This window comes from Arenimonas sp., from assembly GCF_035721105.1.
GTDB lineage: Bacteria > Pseudomonadota > Gammaproteobacteria > Xanthomonadales > Xanthomonadaceae > Arenimonas.
On record NZ_DASTNG010000040.1, the window covers coordinates 38,286 to 53,520 of the forward strand.

Here is a 15,235-nt window from a genome sequence, read left to right on the forward strand (position 1 = left end):
CAGTTCACGCCAGCGCCTTTTCCGGCGCTTTCGCCCACAGGCGCGTGTCCAGCGCGAACAGGGCCGGCAGCACCACGGCCCAGCCCAGCGCCAGCGCGCCCATGACGGCGGCCACCGGGGCGCCGAAGCTGACCGCGTCGAACGCGCCCGCCGCGGTCCAGTAGGCCAGCGGCCCGCCGACCAGGCCCAGCAGGCAGGCTGCCAGCGGCCGCTCGCGCAGGAAGGCCATCGAGTGGTTCAGGGTCATGGCGAAGCCGGCCCACAGCGACCAGATCCAGACCGGCGCGGCCCAGGTCCAGGGCCAGGGCTCGGCGTAGCGCAGCCAGCCGGAGGCGGCGAAGGCGGTGTCGAGCGCGATGCCCAGCGGCAGCGCCACCGCCAGCAGGCGCAGGTCGCGGCCGCGGCGGCCGCCGAAGGCGAGCGTGGCGGCCACGAAGGCCAGCGCCGCCAGCGGCCCGGCCCAGACGTGGCCGGCGCCGGCGCCGGCGATGCTGGCCAGCCAGACCGCCTGGTAGCCGACTACGTTCGCCGCGGTGGCGAGGGCGCGGTTCACGTCAGGTCGCCTCGGGCGCGGGCAGGTACTGCGGCCGGCGATTGCCGGGCCGGGCGAACAGCAGGTGCACGTCGCCGATCGAGCGCTCGATGAAGCCGCCCTCGCAGTAGCACAGGTAGAACTCCCACATCCGGATGAAGCGCTCGTCGTAGCCCAGCGCCCGCACCTGGTCGAGCTTGGCGAGGAAGCGCTGGCGCCAGTGGTTGAGGGTGATGGCGTAGCTCGGGCCGATATCCTCGAGGTTCACCAGGCGCAGGTCGCTGGCGCGCGCCGCGGCGCCGGTGATCGCGCTCACCGAGGGGATGAAGCTGCCCGGGAAGATATGCCGCTTGATGAAGTCGACCGAGCCCAGCGCCTGCTCGTAGCGGCTGTCCTCGATGGTGATCGCCTGGATCAGCGCCAGCCCCTCGGGCTTGAGCAGGGAGGCGCACTTGTCCAGGTAGGTCCCGAGGTACTGGTGGCCGATGGCCTCGATCATCTCGATCGACACCAGCTTGTCGTAGTGGCCGGTGAGGTCGCGGTAGTCCTCCAGCAGCACCGTCACCCGGTCCGACAGGCCGGCCTGCGCGATGCGCGCGGTGGCCAGCGCGTGCTGTTCGCGGGAGATGGTGGTGGTGGTGACCCGGCAGCCGAAGTTGGCGGCCGCGTACAGCGCCATCCCGCCCCAGCCGGTGCCGATCTCGACCAGGTGGTCGGAGGGCTTGAGGTCGAGCTTGCGGCAGATCCGCTCGAGCTTGCGGCGCTGCGCCGCCTCCAGCGACTCGCCCGGCTCGGCGAAGATCGCCGACGAGTACATCAGGTTCTCGTCCAGGAACAGCTCGAACAGGTCGTTGCCCAGGTCGTAGTGGGCGGCGATGTTGCGGCGGCTGCCGCCGCGCGTGTTGCGGTTGAACGCGTGCAGGCCGCGCATGGCCAGGCCGCCGAGCCGGGCCAGGCCGGTCTCCATGGCGTCCAGGCGGTCACGGTTGATCACCAGCAGCCGGACCAGGCCGACCAGGTCGTCGCAGCGCCACAGGCCGTCCATGTAGGCCTCGCCGGCCCCGACCGAGCCGTTGCCGGCCAGCGCCCGGTAGAAACCGGCGTCCAGCACCTCCAGCGTGACCGAGAGGCCGCCGCTGGCCTCGCCCAGGGTCACGGTGCCCAGCCCGTCGCGAACGGTCACCTGGCCGCCGGACAGGCCGTCCAGGGTCGCCAGCAGGCGCTTGCGCAGGAACCGGTCCAGCGCGCCGTAGCGGCTGGCGGCGTCGGAGGCGCGGGCCAGGGTGTCGGCGGGACTGCTCATCGAATCAACTCCGGGTCGGGCTTTCAGGGTGCGGATGGAACGGAATGCGCTTGAACCAGAGGCGGGCCGCCTGCCAGTAGATGGCGGCCGCGACCTTCACGGTGATGAATGGATACCGCGCCAGGCATGAAGCCAGCGTGTGCGCGTCGGCCGGCCGGCGCGCCAGCACCAGGGTGGCGTCGAACTCGCGGGCCTCGCCGTCGAGCACGTCCATGTGCACCCGCAGGCCCTCGCAGGGCACCTGGAAGGCCCAGCGGTAGCGCCGCTGCATGGCCATGAAGGGCGACACGTGGAAGGCCTTGTCGAAGTCCCAGTGCAGGGCGTCGCCGCGGCGCTCGGCGCGGTCCACCGGCAGCAGGTAGGCGTGGCGCTCGTTCCAGGGGGTGTTGGTGATCTCGGCCAGGATCCAGTCCAGCGTGCGGCCGTCGGCCTTGAAGCCGTAGTAGAAGCTCACCGGGTTCATCACCACGCCGAAATAGCGGCCGTGGGTGAGCAGGCGGATCGGGCCGTCCGGGCGCCGGCCCAGCGCGGCCTCGACCCGGTCGCGCACGGCGGTGTCGAGCGGCACGGCCGGATCGCCCAGGTAGTCGCTGCGCTTGAACTGGGCCAGGTTGCGCCGGCCCACCGACCAGAACCAGCGGCCCGCGAACACCCGGTCCAGCTCGGACAGGTCGAGGTAGAGCTGGAACATCCGGTAGCGGAAATCGTGCGGCCGCGGCGCGTAGCGGCGGTGCCGCACCCAGCCTTCGTAGATGGCGGAGTTCAGGGCCACGAAGCGCCCAGCGCCCGCGCGACCTCGATGCCGCTGCGCAGGCCGTCCTCGTGGAAGCCGAAGCCCCAGTAGGCGCCGGCGTACCAGGTCCGGTTCACGCCGCTGACCTCGCCGCGGCGCGACTGCGCGGCGACGCTGGCGTGGGTGTAGACCGGGTGGTGGTAGCGCATGCGCGCCAGCACCTTGGCGGGATCGATGTCCTTGCTGCGGTTGAGCGTGACCACGAACGGATCGCGCGACTCGATGCCCTGCAGCAGGTTCATGCAGTAGCTGACGGTGCAGGCCGCGCCGGGCTCGGCTGGCACGTAGGCGCTCCAGGCGGCCCAGGCCTTGCGGCGGCTCGGCAGCAGGCGGGCGTCGGTGTGCAGCACGGTCTCGTTGGCCTGGTAGGGGATGGCGCCCAGCACCTCGGTCTCGGCCGCGCTGGGGTCGGCCAGCAGGGCCAGGGCCTGGTCGCTGTGGCAGGCCAGCACCACCTGGTCGAAGCGCTCGACGCCGGTGTCGGTGTGCACGTCCACGCCGTCGGCGTCGCGGTGCACGCGACGGACCGGGCTGGAGAGCCGCACCTGCACCGCCCAGTCCTTCTCGAGCGCGCGGATGTAGCTCGACGAGCCGCCGGTCACCACGCGCCAGGGCGGGCGACCCTGCACCTGCAGCATGTGGTGGTTGTCCATGAAGCGCGCCAGGTACTTCGCCGGGAAGCCCATGATGCCTTCCGCCGGCGACGACCACAGCGCCGAGGCCATCGGCACCAGGTGGTCCTCGATGAACATCGCCGAATAGCGGTTCTGCGCCAGGTAGTCGCCCAGCGACGGCCCGTCGCCCGGCAGCGCCAGCAGCGCCGGCGCTTCGCGGTAGAAGCGCAGGATGTCGCGCACCATGCCCCAGAACCGCGGCGACACCAGGTTGCGGCGCTGGCAGAACAGGCTGTCGAAGTCGGTGGCGTTGTACTCGAGCCCGCTGCGCGCGTCCTGCACCGAGAAGCTCATGGTGGTGGCCTGCGACGGCACGCCCAGGTCGTCGAGCATGCGCGAGAACAGCGGGTAGTTGTCGGCGTTGAAGACGATGAAGCCGCTGTCGACCGAGTAGCTGCGCTCGCCCTGGCTCACCGTATGCGTGTGGGTGTGGCCACCCAGGCGCGACTCGCGCTCGAACAGCACCACCTCGTGCTCGCGCGAAAGCCGCCAGGCCGCGCCCATGCCGGCCACGCCGCTGCCGATGACCGCGATCCTCATGCCGATTCCGGACGCGCGGTGCGCATGTTGGCCGGCACCGGCTTGAGGTCGCGGACCAATCCGAACAGGGCCATCGTGCGCAGGACCAGGTAGGTGATGTCGAGCTCCCACCAGGCGAAGCCCTGCCGCGCCGACCCGGGGAAGTGGTGGTGGTTGTTGTGCCAGCCCTCGCCGAAGGTCAGCAGGGCGAGCAGGGCATTGTTGCGGCTGTCGTCGCGGGTGGCGAAGCGGCGCGTGCCCCAGCGGTGCGCGAGCGAGTTGATGGTGACGGTGACGTGGAACAGCACGATGGTGGACACGAAGAAGCCCCACACCAGCAGCTGCGGCCCGCTCGTGCCCAGGCCCGGATACGCGCCTTCCAGCCACGCGCCCAGCGCATACAGGCCCACGGCCAGCAGCACCGGCACCAGGATGTCGAAGCGGTCGAGCAGGCGCAGCTCGGGGAAGCGCGCGAAGTCCTTGATGGCGTCGAGGTTGGTGGCGAAGCCGCGGCGGGTCAGGAACCAGCCCATGTGGCTGCGGAAGAACCCGTGCCGCGGCGAATGGATGTCGTGCTCGGTGTCCGCGAAGCGGTGATGGTGCCGATGGTGCGCCGCCCACCACAGCGGCCCGCGCTGCACCGAGGCCGCGCCGACCACCGCGAACACGAACTGCACCGGCCGCGAGGTGCGGAAGGCCTTGTGCGAGAAATAGCGGTGGTAGAAGCCGGTGATCGCGAACATGCGCGCGGCGTACAGCGCCACCGCGATGCCAAGCGCGAACCACGAAAAACCGACCCAGAACACCGCCAGGCAGGCCAGGTGCAGGGCGATGAACGGCACCACCCGGAGCCAGTCGATCCGGTCCGGGTCCTCGCCTTCGACGGGCGCCGCGGAGGTGTCGAACCAGAGGGCGGCCGCGCGCAGGGCGCGGCGCCAGGGGGACGGGGCGTCGGAATGGCGGTCAGGCATGGGATCTATGGTCGGTATCCGGCGGTGATGGGTCGGTGAACCGGCGGCGCCGCGGCATACCGCAGGCGTCGCACGACGACGAAGACTAGCCGTGTTGACTACGCATGCGCCATGCTCCGCGGATGCGATCGCCCCCTTCCCACCGACCGGCCGCGACCGTGCGCCACGGTATAGCGCGCGTGCTGTCCAAGGCCGGGCTGTGTTCGCGCACCCAGGCCGCCGAGTGGGTGCGCGCGGGCCGGGTGGCGGTCAACGGCCGCCGCGTCACCGATCCCGAGCATCCGGTGCGCCAGGGCCTGGACCAGGTCGCGGTGGACGGGCGCGCCCTGGGGGCCGCCGCGCGCGTCTACGTCGCGCTGAACAAGCCCCGCGGCCTGGTCACCACGGCCCGCGATGAACGCGACCGCGGCACCGTCTACGACTGCCTGGCCGGAAGCGGCCTGCCCTGGCTGGCGCCGGTGGGCCGGCTGGACCAGGCCAGCGAGGGCCTGCTGCTGCTGAGCAACGACCCGGCCTGGGCCGCGGCCATCACCGACCCGGTGCAGGGCCTGGACAAGACCTACCACGTGCAGGTCGACGCGATCCCCGGGCCGGACCTGCTGGCGGCGCTGGTCGCGGGCGTGGTGGACGCCGGCGAGCCGCTGTCGGCGAAGTCCGCGGCCTTGCTGCGCAGCGGCACCCGCAACGCCTGGCTGGAGATCGTGCTGGACGAAGGCCGCAACCGCCAGATCCGCCGCCTGCTGGCCGCGCACGGACTGGGCGTGCTGCGCCTGGTCCGGGTTGCGATCGGCGGCGTCGCGCTGGGCGAGCTGCCGAAGGGGGCTTGGCGCGAGCTCACGGCTGGGGAAGTATTGGGACTGGCCCTGCCCACCGTTGACTGAAGCCATGACCCCGCCCATCACCGTGCGTCGCGCCGAGCCCGAGGATTTCGCCGCCGTGCAGGCTATCTACGTCGCGCCACGCGCCCAGGCCGGGACGCTGCAATTGCCGTTCCCGTCGCTGGACCTCTGGCGGCAGCGGCTGCAGGTCGCCAACCCGAACGCCCACGTGCTGCTGGCCTGCGCTGGCGACGAGGTGGTGGGCCAGCTCGGCCTGTACGTCTCCGCCAATCCCCGCCGCCGCCACGTCGGTGACCTGGGCATCGGCGTGCGTGACGACTGGCAGGGACGCGGCGTCGGCACCGCGCTGCTGGCGGCCGCCATCGACCTGGCCGACCGCTGGTTGCAGCTGAGCCGCCTCGAATTGCAGGTCTATGCCGACAACGTGGCCGGCATCGCGCTATACGCGCGACACGGATTCGTGGAGGAGGGCCGACACCGCGATTTCGCCTTCCGCGACGGCGCCTTCGTGGACGCTCTTTCGATGGCGCGCCTGAGGCCTTAGCCCGCCGGCGCGAACACCACGTGGTAGTGCTCGTCGTGCCGCACCCAGGCTGCCCGCGGGCTGAAGCGCACGCGCTGGCGCAGGCGGGCGCCGCCCTCGGCCGCGAACAGCGCGGCGTGCAGCGGCGGATCGAAGATGACCACCTCGATGCGCAGGCCATGGCCACGCGCCGCCTCGTCGAGCGCCAGGAGGTGCGCAGCCATGGCCTCGAAATCAATGCGCAGCCCGCCCAGCCGGCCCTCGGCGTCGAATTCCAGGCCGTAGCCCCACTGGTTCCAGGCGGCGGTCGGCAGCCAGCGCGACCGGCCTTCGGCGTCGACCACCGGCACGTGGAAGTCGACCGCCATGCCGTTACGGTGCGTGCGGTGCGGACGGAAGCGCCCGCCGGACGGCCAGCCGGTTTCCGCATAGACGTAGCGCGTGGCGGGCCGCGTGGTCGCGAGCGTGGCGTAGGCGTCGACCACGGAATTGCGCACCGCGTGGTGCACCGCGTTGCGCCCGGCCAGGGTGCCGAGCGAGGAATAGGCGCGGAAGTTGTCGCCCCGGCTGGGCAGCCGCTTGCCGTTCTCCAGCCGGCCGTTGCCGGGCGTGCCGTGGCTGCGGCTGGGCGCGTCGTCCTCCAGCGCGATCGCGACGTCGTTGCCCCAGCGCAGCACCGCCAGCCAGGCCAGCAACAGGCCGCCGGCGACCAGCCAGCGCTTGCGCGCGCGGCTCACCCGCCGATGACGCCGAGCTCGCGGCCGACCCGGGTGAAGGCGTCGATGGCGCGGTCGAGGTGCTCGCGGGTGTGGGCGGCGCTCATCTGGGTGCGGATGCGGGCCTGTCCCTTGGGCACCACCGGGAAGAAGAAGCCGATCGCGTAGATGCCTTCCTCGAGCAGGCGCTGGGCGAACTTCTGCGCCAGCGGGGCGTCGTACAGCATCACCGGCACGATCGGGTGCACACCGGGCTTGAGATCGAAGCCGGCGGCGGTCATCCGCTCGCGGAAGTACGCGGTGTTGGCCTTGAGCTGCTCGCGCAGGTCGCCGGCGGCGGCCAGCATGTCGAACACCTTCGTGCCCGCGGCCACCACGTGCGGCGGCAGCGAATTGGAGAACAGGTAGGGGCGCGAGCGCTGGCGCAGCAGCTCGATCACCTCGGCGCGGCCGGTGGTGAAACCGCCCAGTGCGCCGCCGAGCGCCTTGCCCAGGGTGCCGGTGATGATGTCGATGCCGTCCAGCACGCCCTTGACCTCGGCGCTGCCGCGGCCGCTGTCGCCCAGGAAGCCGGTGGCGTGGCATTCGTCGATGTGCACCAGCGCGTCGTACTTGCGGGCCAGCGCCACGACCTGGTCCAGGGGCGCGATGAAGCCGTCCATCGAGAACACGCCGTCGGTGGTGACCAGGATCGTGCGCGCGCCGTCGGCCCGGGCCTGCTGCAGCTGCTTCTCGAGGTCGGCCATGTCGCAGTTGGCGTAGCGGTAGCGCTTGGCCTTGCACAGGCGCACGCCGTCGATGATCGAGGCGTGGTTGAGGGCGTCGGAGATGATCGCATCCTCCTCGCCCAGCAGCGGCTCGAACAGGCCGCCGTTGGCGTCGAAGCAGGCGGCGTAGAGGATGGTGTCCTGCTTGCCGAAGAAGGCCGCGATCTTCGCCTCCAGTTCCTTGTGCAGGTCCTGGGTGCCGCAGATGAAGCGCACCGAGGCCATGCCGAAGCCGTGCGTGTCCAGGGCGTCCTTCGCGGCCGCGATCACCTCCGGATTGTCGGCCAGGCCCAGGTAGTTGTTGGCGCAGAAGTTCAGCACCGTGCGGCCGTCGGCCAGGGTGATCTCGGCCGACTGCGGGCCGGTGATGACGCGTTCGGCCTTGAACAGCCCCTGGGCGCGGATCGCGTCGAGTTCGGCGGCATAGCGGGCGAGGGCGGCATCGGACATGGGCGGGGACTCGTCGGGCGGGGAAGGGCGCCATTATCCGGATTCAGCGCGCCGCGGGTCAGGTCCTGCCTCGCGACCCCGGCGGCCGGAGCGGTCCGGCGGTCCTGGCCCTGGCGCCCCGGGGCGCCCTACCGGCCTCGCGCCCGACCGCCGGAGGCATTCGACCGGCCGCGGGCCCGGCGCTATGCTGCGCTGCGGCATGCCTGTCCGGCCGGGCTGGGGGACACTGCGGCCATTATTTTCAACACCCCGTCCGGGTATTCGAAACGGACGACAAAGCAACAAATAACAACCACCGCTGCACTTCGCCCCAAGAAAACAGAGGACATCCCGATGAACCACAAGAAGCTTTCGCTTGCGCTCGCCGCCGCGCTGCTCGCGCTGCCGATGCTGGCCTCCGCCCAGGACGAGATGGGCGGTGACGCCGCCGAGGAAGAATCGTCGATCTTCAGCTGGAACGCCGCCCTGACCAGTGACTACGTCTTCCGCGGCGTGTCGCAGACCGACGAAGAGCCGGCCCTGCAGCTCGGCGCCGACCTCAACTTCGACTCCGGCTTCTACGTCGGCGCCTGGGCCTCGAACGTCGACTTCGGCAACGGCGGCCCGGACCTCGAGATCGACACCTACCTGGGCTGGAACGCGGACATCAACGACGCCTGGAACTTCGACATCCAGGTCAACCGCTACAACTACATCGGCGAAGCGTCCGGCTACGGCACCATCGACTACAACGAGCTGATCACCACGGTCACCTGGTCCGAGACCCTGAGCCTGACCTACGGCTTCACCAACGACGTCTACGCGCTCGGCGAGCGTGGCCAGTACTTCGGCCTGGGCGGCAGCTGGGACGTTGGCCATGACATCGGCCTGGACATCGGCGTCGGCATGAGCACCTTCGACAACGCGACCGGCATCGACAACTACCGCGACTGGTCGGTCAGCCTCAACCGCGACTTCGGTCCGGTGAACGCCGCGCTCGGTTACTACGACACTGACGGCGAAGGCACCAACAACTTCGGCGAAGTGGCCGACGGCCGCGTGGTGCTGACCTTCTCGATCGGCGGCTGATCGCGACGCAAGCCTGGAAACCAAAACGGGGCGCCGAAAGGCGCCCCGTTTTCATTGCGTCCGCCGCGGGCGGTCAGGACCAGCTGCAGACCACCTTGCCGCACTGCCCCGACTCCATCAGCTCGAAGCCCTTCTGGAAGTCGTCGATGTGCATCTGGTGGGTCAGCACCTTGCCCAGCGGGAAGCCCGACTGGATCAGCTGGGTCATCTTGTACCAGGTCTCGTACATCTTGCGGCCGTAGATGCCGTGCAGCACCAGGCCCTTGAAGATCACCTTGTCCCAGTTGATGCCGGCGCCGTTGGGCAGGATGCCGAGCAAGGCGACCTTGCCGCCGTTGTACATGCAGTCGAGCATGTCGTTGAAGGCGTGCGGGTTGCCGCTCATCTCCAGCGCCACGTCGAAGCCCTCCATGTGCAGGTCCTTCATCACCTCCTTGAGCGACTGCTTGGAGACGTTGACCACGCGGGTGGCGCCCATGTCGGCGGCGAGCTTGAGGCGGTAGTCGTTGACGTCGGTCACCACCACGTTGCGCGCGCCGATGTGCTTGCAGATGCCGGCGGCGATGATGCCGATCGGGCCGGCGCCGGTGATCAGCACGTCCTCGCCGACCACGTCGAACTCCAGCGCGCAGTGCGCGGCGTTGCCATAGGGATCGAAGAACGCGGCCAGCTCGGACGGGATCGAGTCCGGGATCGGCCACAGGTTGGAGGCCGGCATCACGATGTACTCGGCGAAGGCGCCGTTGCGGTTGACGCCGATGCCGGTGGTGTTCGGGCACAGGTGCTGGCGGCCGGCGCGGCAGTTTCGGCAGTGGCCGCAGACGATGTGGCCCTCGGCCGAGACGCGGTCGCCTTCCTTGTAGCCGGTGACGCCCGGGCCCATGCCGACCACGCGGCCGACGAATTCGTGGCCGATCACCAGGCCGGGCTTGATGGTGCGCTGGCTCCACTCGTCCCACTTGTAGATGTGCAGGTCGGTGCCGCAGATCGCGGTCTTCTCGAGCTTGATCAGCACCTCGTTCGGGCCCGGCGTGGGCACCGGCACCTGTTCCATCCAGATGCCTTTCTCGGCGTGGCGCTTCACCAGCGCCTTCATCATCGGCTGTGCCATTTCTCTGCGTCCGCGTGGGCCCGACCGGGCCGGTTGGGCGGCGATTATACGCGCCGGGCGTGAACCGCCCGGAAAGGCCGCCCGGCCGCGGCGCGGAACTCAGGGCAGCTCGATCCGCCAGCCCAGCGCCAGCAGGCGCTCATGCAGGAAATCGTGGCCCAGCCGCTGCCGGACCTCGACGAAGGCCGAGTGCCCGCCGGTGAACACGAACACCGCACCAATCCCGGCCTCGGCCCAGTCGCTGTCGGCATCGTCGGTCTCGAACACCACCCGGGTGCCGTTGGCGTCGCCGAGGAAGCGCACCCCGAGCGGCCGTGCCGGATTGGCGAACTCGTGGCGCCAGCCCACGCGCACCATCGGCTGCCAGACGCCCCAGCCGGCGGAGATATTGCGCGCCAGGGCGGCGTCCAGCCGCCCGCGCTGGCTGGTGATGCTGCGTCCGGGCACGAACAGCGCCAGGCCGGCGCCGCCGCGTTCGGCATAGGGATCGATGTCGGTCCGCTGCCAGTCGACGCCGGCACCGAGCTGCCACTCCCAGGCGCCCGCGGGCAGGAACCACGACAGGCCCAGGCCCGCGAGCCGGCGCTCGGCCTCCGGGTCGGCCGCGGCCAGGGTGCGCACGCTCACGCCGCTGGGCAGGCTGTAGTCGATCTGCCGCCGCAGCCGGTAGTCGCCCTGCAGCAGGCCGGCGTAGGCGTCCACCGACACCGCGTCCGACAGGTTCCAGCCGCCGGTGGCCATCAGCCCGGTGAAGCGGGTGCGGGTGGTGCCGTCGGAGCCGAGGAAGTCGAGCGAGTCGCGCGTGTGGTTGAGCAGCAGGCCCAGCCGCCAGGGGCTGCCCGGGGCCCAGTCGACGCCGGCGGTCAGGGCGCCGGTATCGCCGTCGAAGGGCGCCTCGTTGCTGCCGTCGCGCCGCTTCAGCCGGCCCACGTCGGCGGAGGTGAACACGGCCCAGCCGGCGCCCAGGTCCTGCCGCAAGGCCTCGTCGCCGGGCGAACCGTCGCGGGTGGCGACGCGGCCCTGGCCGGGGATTTCGCCCAGGAAATTGCCGGCCGCGGCGGCGGCGTTGCTGCCGGGGCCGCCGGCGAAGATCTCGGCGCAGCGCGTCGCCAGGTCCGAACCCGGTGCCGCCCCCGCGCACACCGCGGTCCAGCCTCCGGCAAGGGCGTCGTCGGGTGATTGCGCCCGCGCGCGGTCCGGCGCCGCCATCAGCAACAACAGCAGCAGGCAAGGCATGAGTGCACGCATATCCAGTCCCCGGTTGTCCCCTGTCGAAAGTCTACTCCGCCCTCACGCCCCCGCAATCGCCGGCGCTGCTAGGCTTGGGGTTTGCCAGCCGACCCAGGAGCCACCATGCGCCTTGCCGTACTCGTCGCCGCCATCTCGCTTTCCTTCGCCGCCCAGGCCAAGGAAGGCATGTGGGTGCCCCAGCAGCTGCCGGAGATCGCCGGCCCCCTCAAGCAGGCGGGCCTCAAGCTCGATCCCAAGCAGCTCGCCAACCTCACCGGCGACCCCATGGGCGCCGTGGTCGCGCTGGGCGGCTGCACCGCCTCGCTGGTCTCGCCCGAGGGCCTGGTGGTCACCAACCACCACTGCGCCTATGGCGCCATCCAGCTCAACTCGACCGCCGAGAAGAACCTGATGACCGACGGCTTCATCGCCGCCAGCCGCGACCAGGAGCTGTCGGCCGGTCCGAACGCCCGCGTCTACGTGATGGACCAGATCACCGACGTCACCGACAAGATGCTGGCGGCCACCTCGCCCGACCAGGACGGCCTGGCCCGCCAGATGGCGCTCGAGGACACCCAGAAGGCGCTGATCGCCGGCTGCGAGTCCGAGCCCGGCTACCGCTGCACGCTGTACAGCTTCTTCGGTGGCCAGACCTACCGCCTGTTCCGCCAGATCGAGATCAAGGACGTGCGCCTGGTGTACGCGCCGCCGAATTCGATCGGCACCTTCGGCGGCGACATCGACAACTGGATGTGGCCGCGCCACACCGGCGACTTCACCTTCTACCGCGCCTACGTCGGCAAGGACGGCAAGCCGGCGGCGTATTCGGCCGACAACGTGCCGTTCAAGCCCAAGCAGTACCTCAAGCTCGCCACCGAATCGCTCGACGAGGGTGATTTCGTGATGGTCGCCGGCTACCCGGGCAGCACCAACCGCTACGCGCTGTTCGACGAATTCCAGAACGTGTCCGGCTGGCAGTACCCGGTGGTCGGCCAGCACCTCAAGAACCTGATCAAACTGGTCGAGGCCGCGGGCAAGGCCAACCCCGAGGTCGCGGTGAAGTACGCCACCTCGGTGCGCGGCTGGAACAACACCAGCAAGAACTGGGACGGCCAGCTCGAGGGCTTCGAGCGCATCGATGCGGCCGCGACCAAGCGCGCCGAGGAAGAGGCCGTGCTGGCCTGGCTGCGCAGCCGCGGCGACGAGGGCAAGGCGGCGCTGGAAGCGCACGCGCGCCTGGCCGAGCTGTCGGCCGAGACCCGTGAAACCCGCGTCCGCGACCTGGCCGTCGGCCAGATCGCCGGTACCGGCCTGCTGGGCAACGTGCGCAGCCTGTACCGCCTGGCCATCGAGCGCGAGAAGCCCAACGCCGAGCGCGCCCCGGGCTACCAGGAGCGCGACCTGCCGGGCATCGAGGGCGGCACCCGCCAGCTCGATCGCCGCTTCGACCCGGGCATGGAGAAGCAGCTGATGGCCTACTGGCTGGCCGAGTACGTGAAGCTGCCGGCCGACCAGCGCGTCGCCGCCATCGACGCCTGGCTGGGCGGCAACGATGCCGCCGCGATCCAGCGCGCCCTGGATGAAACCTACGCCGGTACCCGGGTCGGTGACGTCGAGGCCCGCCTGGCGCTGTTCAATGCCGACCGCGCCGCCTTCGAGTCCAGCACCGATCCGCTGGTGAAGCTGGCCGTCGCGCTGCAGCCGACCATGCTCGAGCAGGAAACCAAGGCCAAGGTCCGCAGCGGCGAAAGCACCCGCTACCGCCCGGTCTACCTGGCCGCGGTGCAGGACTACAAGCGCAGCCAGGGCCAGGCCGTCTATCCCGACGCCAACCTCAGCCTGCGCATCACCTACGGCAACGTGATGGGCTATTCGCCCCGCGACGGCGTGGCCTACACGCCGTTCACCACGCTGGACGGCGTGGTCGCCAAGACCACCGGCGTGGAGCCGTTCGACGCGCCCAAGGCCCAGCTCGACGCCACCGCCGCGATGAGCGCCGCCGAGAAGGCCAAGGTGCCGGTGAACTTCCTGTCCGACCTCGACATCACCGGCGGCAACTCCGGTTCGCCGGTGCTCAACGGCAAGGGCGAGCTGGTCGGCCTGGCCTTCGACGGCAACTGGGAGAGCGTGAGCTCGAACTGGGTGTTCGACCCGACCATGACCCGCATGATCGCGGTCGACCACCGCTACATGGTCTGGATCATGGACAAGGTGTTCCCGGCGCCGCACCTGCTCGAGGAGCTCGGCGCCAAGCGCTGAGTCCCGCCAAGCGCTGCAAAGGCGACGGCCGGGCTTGCCCGGCCGTCGTCGTTTCTGCGATACATTGGGCGTCTACCGCGCAAGGATCGAGCATGCGAGTCCGCTTCCACGGTGCCGCCGGTGAGGTCACCGGTTCCTGCCACGAGGTCGAGGCCGGCGGCCACCGCGTCCTGCTCGACTGCGGCCTGATCCAGGGCAGCGAGGAGGACGAGAAGCGCAACTTCGAGCCGTTCGGCTTCGACCCGGCCTCGGTCGATGCGCTGGTGCTCAGCCACGCCCACATCGACCACTGCGGCCGGCTGCCGGTGCTGGTCAAGCGCGGCTTCAAGGGGCCCATCTGGACCCAGGCCGCCACCGCCGACCTGCTCCGGATCATGCTCGATGATTCGGCCTTCCTGGCCGAGATGGACGCCGAGCACGCCAACAAGCGCAACGAAGACGGCCACGCCAGGCACAAACCGCTGTTCACCCGCGCCGACGTCGGCCAGGTGATGCGGCAGGTGCGGGCGCTGCCCTACCACCAGCCCAGCGAGATCCTGCCCGGGCTGACGGTGCAGTTCCGCGAGGCCGGCCACATCCTGGGCTCGGCCACCGTCGAGCTGCGCGCACGCGCCGGCGGCGACGAGCGGGTGCTGGTGTTCTCCGGCGACCTGGGCATGAAGGGCACGCCGATCCTGCGCGACCCGGAAGCCGTCGCCCAGGCCGACCTGGTTCTGCTGGAGGCGACCTACGGCGGCCGCGCCCACCGCGACCGCGCCGCCACCGTCACCGAGATCGGCGACGTGCTCGAGCACGCCTGGACCGACGGCGGCAACCTGCTGATCCCCGCGTTCGCGGTCGGCCGCACCCAGGAGATCCTGTACTGGTTCGCCCGCTACTGGGACCGCTGGAACCTCGACCGCTGGAAGATCTTCCTCGACAGCCCGATGGCCTCGAAGGTCACCGAGGTCTACGACCGCCACGTCGAACTGTTCGACAGCAAGGCGCGCGACGTCTGGCGCGGCCAGCCGCATCCCTTCCGGCTGCCGAACCTGCGCTACACCGAAAGCGTCGAGGAGTCGCGCGGCATCAACGCCCACGAGCGCGGGGCGATCATCATCGCCGGCGCCGGCATGTGCAACGGCGGCCGCATCCGCCACCACCTGCGCCAGAACCTGGGGCGCCGCCAGTCGCACGTGATGTTCGTCGGCTACCAGTCGCGCGGCACGCTGGGCCGCCGGCTGGTGGACGGCGCACCGCGGGTGAAGCTGTTCGGCGAGGACATCCAGGTCAATGCCCAGCGCCACACCGTCGGTGGCCTGTCGGCGCATGCCGACCAGCCGGGGCTGCTGGACTGGTACGACGGCTTCGCCAACAAGCCGCCGGTGGTGTTGGTGCACGGCGAGGACGACGCCCGCGAGGCGCTGGCCGGCAAGCTGCGCGAGCGCGGCACGTCGGTCGAGCTGGCCCGGCCCGACGCGGTGCGCGAGGTCTAGCGCGG

At 70.6% G+C, this 15,235-nt stretch carries 14 protein-coding genes; 5 read left to right on the top strand and 9 right to left on the bottom strand.

Annotation, left to right across the window (positions count from 1 at the left end; genetic code table 11):
* Nucleotides 1-4: 4 nt before the first annotated feature.
* From VFQ84_RS05570 to VFQ84_RS05590, 5 genes are read right to left on the bottom strand one after another with little or no spacing between them, the layout of a single operon-like run.
* Complete coding sequence (locus VFQ84_RS05570; RefSeq protein ID WP_325130058.1) at nucleotides 5-553, bottom strand: DUF2878 domain-containing protein; 549 nt, start codon at nucleotides 551-553, stop codon at nucleotides 5-7.
* Nucleotide 554: 1 nt separating this feature from the next.
* Complete coding sequence (locus VFQ84_RS05575; RefSeq protein ID WP_325130060.1) at nucleotides 555-1,835, bottom strand: cyclopropane-fatty-acyl-phospholipid synthase family protein; 1,281 nt, start codon at nucleotides 1,833-1,835, stop codon at nucleotides 555-557.
* A 4-nt stretch (nucleotides 1,836-1,839) separates the two neighbouring features.
* Nucleotides 1,840-2,676 (bottom strand): DUF1365 domain-containing protein, encoded by an 837-nt coding sequence (locus tag VFQ84_RS05580; RefSeq protein ID WP_325130144.1) that lies wholly within the window; start codon nucleotides 2,674-2,676, stop codon nucleotides 1,840-1,842.
* Complete coding sequence (locus VFQ84_RS05585; protein WP_325130062.1) at nucleotides 2,598-3,842, bottom strand: NAD(P)/FAD-dependent oxidoreductase; 1,245 nt, start codon at nucleotides 3,840-3,842, stop codon at nucleotides 2,598-2,600. The genes VFQ84_RS05580 and VFQ84_RS05585 overlap by 79 nt, the downstream gene beginning before the upstream one ends.
* A complete protein-coding gene (locus VFQ84_RS05590) occupies nucleotides 3,839-4,792 on the bottom strand; it encodes an acyl-CoA desaturase (RefSeq protein WP_325130064.1) in 954 nt (317 codons plus the stop codon). The genes VFQ84_RS05585 and VFQ84_RS05590 overlap by 4 nt, the downstream gene beginning before the upstream one ends.
* Nucleotides 4,793-4,914: 122 nt before the next feature.
* On the opposite strand from VFQ84_RS05590, the gene VFQ84_RS05595 reads away from it, so the two are divergent.
* Together VFQ84_RS05595 and VFQ84_RS05600 are read left to right on the top strand one after the other, a co-directional pair.
* Entirely contained in the window at nucleotides 4,915-5,673 is a 759-nt protein-coding gene (locus VFQ84_RS05595) for a pseudouridine synthase (RefSeq protein WP_325130066.1), read from the top strand.
* Between the two features lie 4 nt (nucleotides 5,674-5,677).
* Complete coding sequence (locus tag VFQ84_RS05600; RefSeq protein ID WP_325130068.1) at nucleotides 5,678-6,175, top strand: GNAT family N-acetyltransferase; 498 nt, start codon at nucleotides 5,678-5,680, stop codon at nucleotides 6,173-6,175.
* Here VFQ84_RS05600 and VFQ84_RS05605 read toward each other — a convergent pair.
* On the bottom strand, nucleotides 6,172-6,891 hold the full coding sequence (locus VFQ84_RS05605; RefSeq protein WP_325130070.1) for a hypothetical protein: 720 nt from the start codon (nucleotides 6,889-6,891) through the stop codon (nucleotides 6,172-6,174). The genes VFQ84_RS05600 and VFQ84_RS05605 overlap by 4 nt on opposite strands.
* Nucleotides 6,888-8,087, bottom strand: a complete 1,200-nt coding sequence (gene kbl, locus VFQ84_RS05610) for a glycine C-acetyltransferase (protein ID WP_325130072.1) — start codon at nucleotides 8,085-8,087, stop codon at nucleotides 6,888-6,890. Before kbl ends, VFQ84_RS05605 begins: the two co-directional genes overlap by 4 nt.
* A 333-nt stretch (nucleotides 8,088-8,420) precedes the next feature.
* Between kbl and VFQ84_RS05615 the strand changes: the two genes are divergently transcribed.
* Nucleotides 8,421-9,155 (top strand): TorF family putative porin, encoded by a 735-nt coding sequence (locus tag VFQ84_RS05615; RefSeq protein ID WP_325130074.1) that lies wholly within the window; start codon nucleotides 8,421-8,423, stop codon nucleotides 9,153-9,155.
* A gap of 73 nt (nucleotides 9,156-9,228) precedes the next feature.
* Here the strand turns inward: VFQ84_RS05615 and tdh are convergent, their stop codons facing one another.
* Together tdh and VFQ84_RS05625 are read right to left on the bottom strand one after the other, a co-directional pair.
* Nucleotides 9,229-10,266: an L-threonine 3-dehydrogenase gene (tdh, locus tag VFQ84_RS05620; RefSeq protein ID WP_325130076.1), complete on the bottom strand. Its 1,038-nt coding sequence runs from the start codon at nucleotides 10,264-10,266 to the stop codon at nucleotides 9,229-9,231.
* 99 nt (nucleotides 10,267-10,365) lie between these two features.
* Entirely contained in the window at nucleotides 10,366-11,502 is a 1,137-nt protein-coding gene (locus VFQ84_RS05625) for an autotransporter outer membrane beta-barrel domain-containing protein (protein WP_325130078.1), read from the bottom strand.
* 180 nt (nucleotides 11,503-11,682) lie between these two features.
* On the opposite strand from VFQ84_RS05625, the gene VFQ84_RS05630 reads away from it, so the two are divergent.
* Nucleotides 11,683-13,755, top strand: coding sequence for a S46 family peptidase (locus VFQ84_RS05630; protein ID WP_325130146.1), 2,073 nt, complete (start codon nucleotides 11,683-11,685; stop codon nucleotides 13,753-13,755).
* A 92-nt stretch (nucleotides 13,756-13,847) separates the two neighbouring features.
* On the top strand, nucleotides 13,848-15,230 hold the full coding sequence (locus VFQ84_RS05635; protein WP_325130081.1) for an MBL fold metallo-hydrolase: 1,383 nt from the start codon (nucleotides 13,848-13,850) through the stop codon (nucleotides 15,228-15,230).
* Nucleotides 15,231-15,235 lie beyond the last annotated feature (5 nt).

Coding starts and splice junctions, on each gene's coding strand:
- VFQ84_RS05575 (WP_325130060.1), bottom strand. CDS start 1,835: ATGAGCAGTCCCGCCGACACCCTGGCCCGCGCCTCCGACGCCGCCAGC.
- VFQ84_RS05585 (WP_325130062.1), bottom strand. CDS start 3,842: ATGAGGATCGCGGTCATCGGCAGCGGCGTGGCCGGCATGGGCGCGGCC.
- VFQ84_RS05590 (WP_325130064.1), bottom strand. CDS start 4,792: ATGCCTGACCGCCATTCCGACGCCCCGTCCCCCTGGCGCCGCGCCCTG.
- VFQ84_RS05595 (WP_325130066.1), top strand. CDS start 4,915: ATGCGATCGCCCCCTTCCCACCGACCGGCCGCGACCGTGCGCCACGGT.
- VFQ84_RS05600 (WP_325130068.1), top strand. CDS start 5,678: ATGACCCCGCCCATCACCGTGCGTCGCGCCGAGCCCGAGGATTTCGCC.
- kbl (WP_325130072.1), bottom strand. CDS start 8,087: ATGTCCGATGCCGCCCTCGCCCGCTATGCCGCCGAACTCGACGCGATC.
- VFQ84_RS05615 (WP_325130074.1), top strand. CDS start 8,421: ATGAACCACAAGAAGCTTTCGCTTGCGCTCGCCGCCGCGCTGCTCGCG.
- tdh (WP_325130076.1), bottom strand. CDS start 10,266: ATGGCACAGCCGATGATGAAGGCGCTGGTGAAGCGCCACGCCGAGAAA.
- VFQ84_RS05625 (WP_325130078.1), bottom strand. CDS start 11,502: ATGCCTTGCCTGCTGCTGTTGTTGCTGATGGCGGCGCCGGACCGCGCG.
- VFQ84_RS05630 (WP_325130146.1), top strand. CDS start 11,683: ATGTGGGTGCCCCAGCAGCTGCCGGAGATCGCCGGCCCCCTCAAGCAG.
- VFQ84_RS05635 (WP_325130081.1), top strand. CDS start 13,848: ATGCGAGTCCGCTTCCACGGTGCCGCCGGTGAGGTCACCGGTTCCTGC.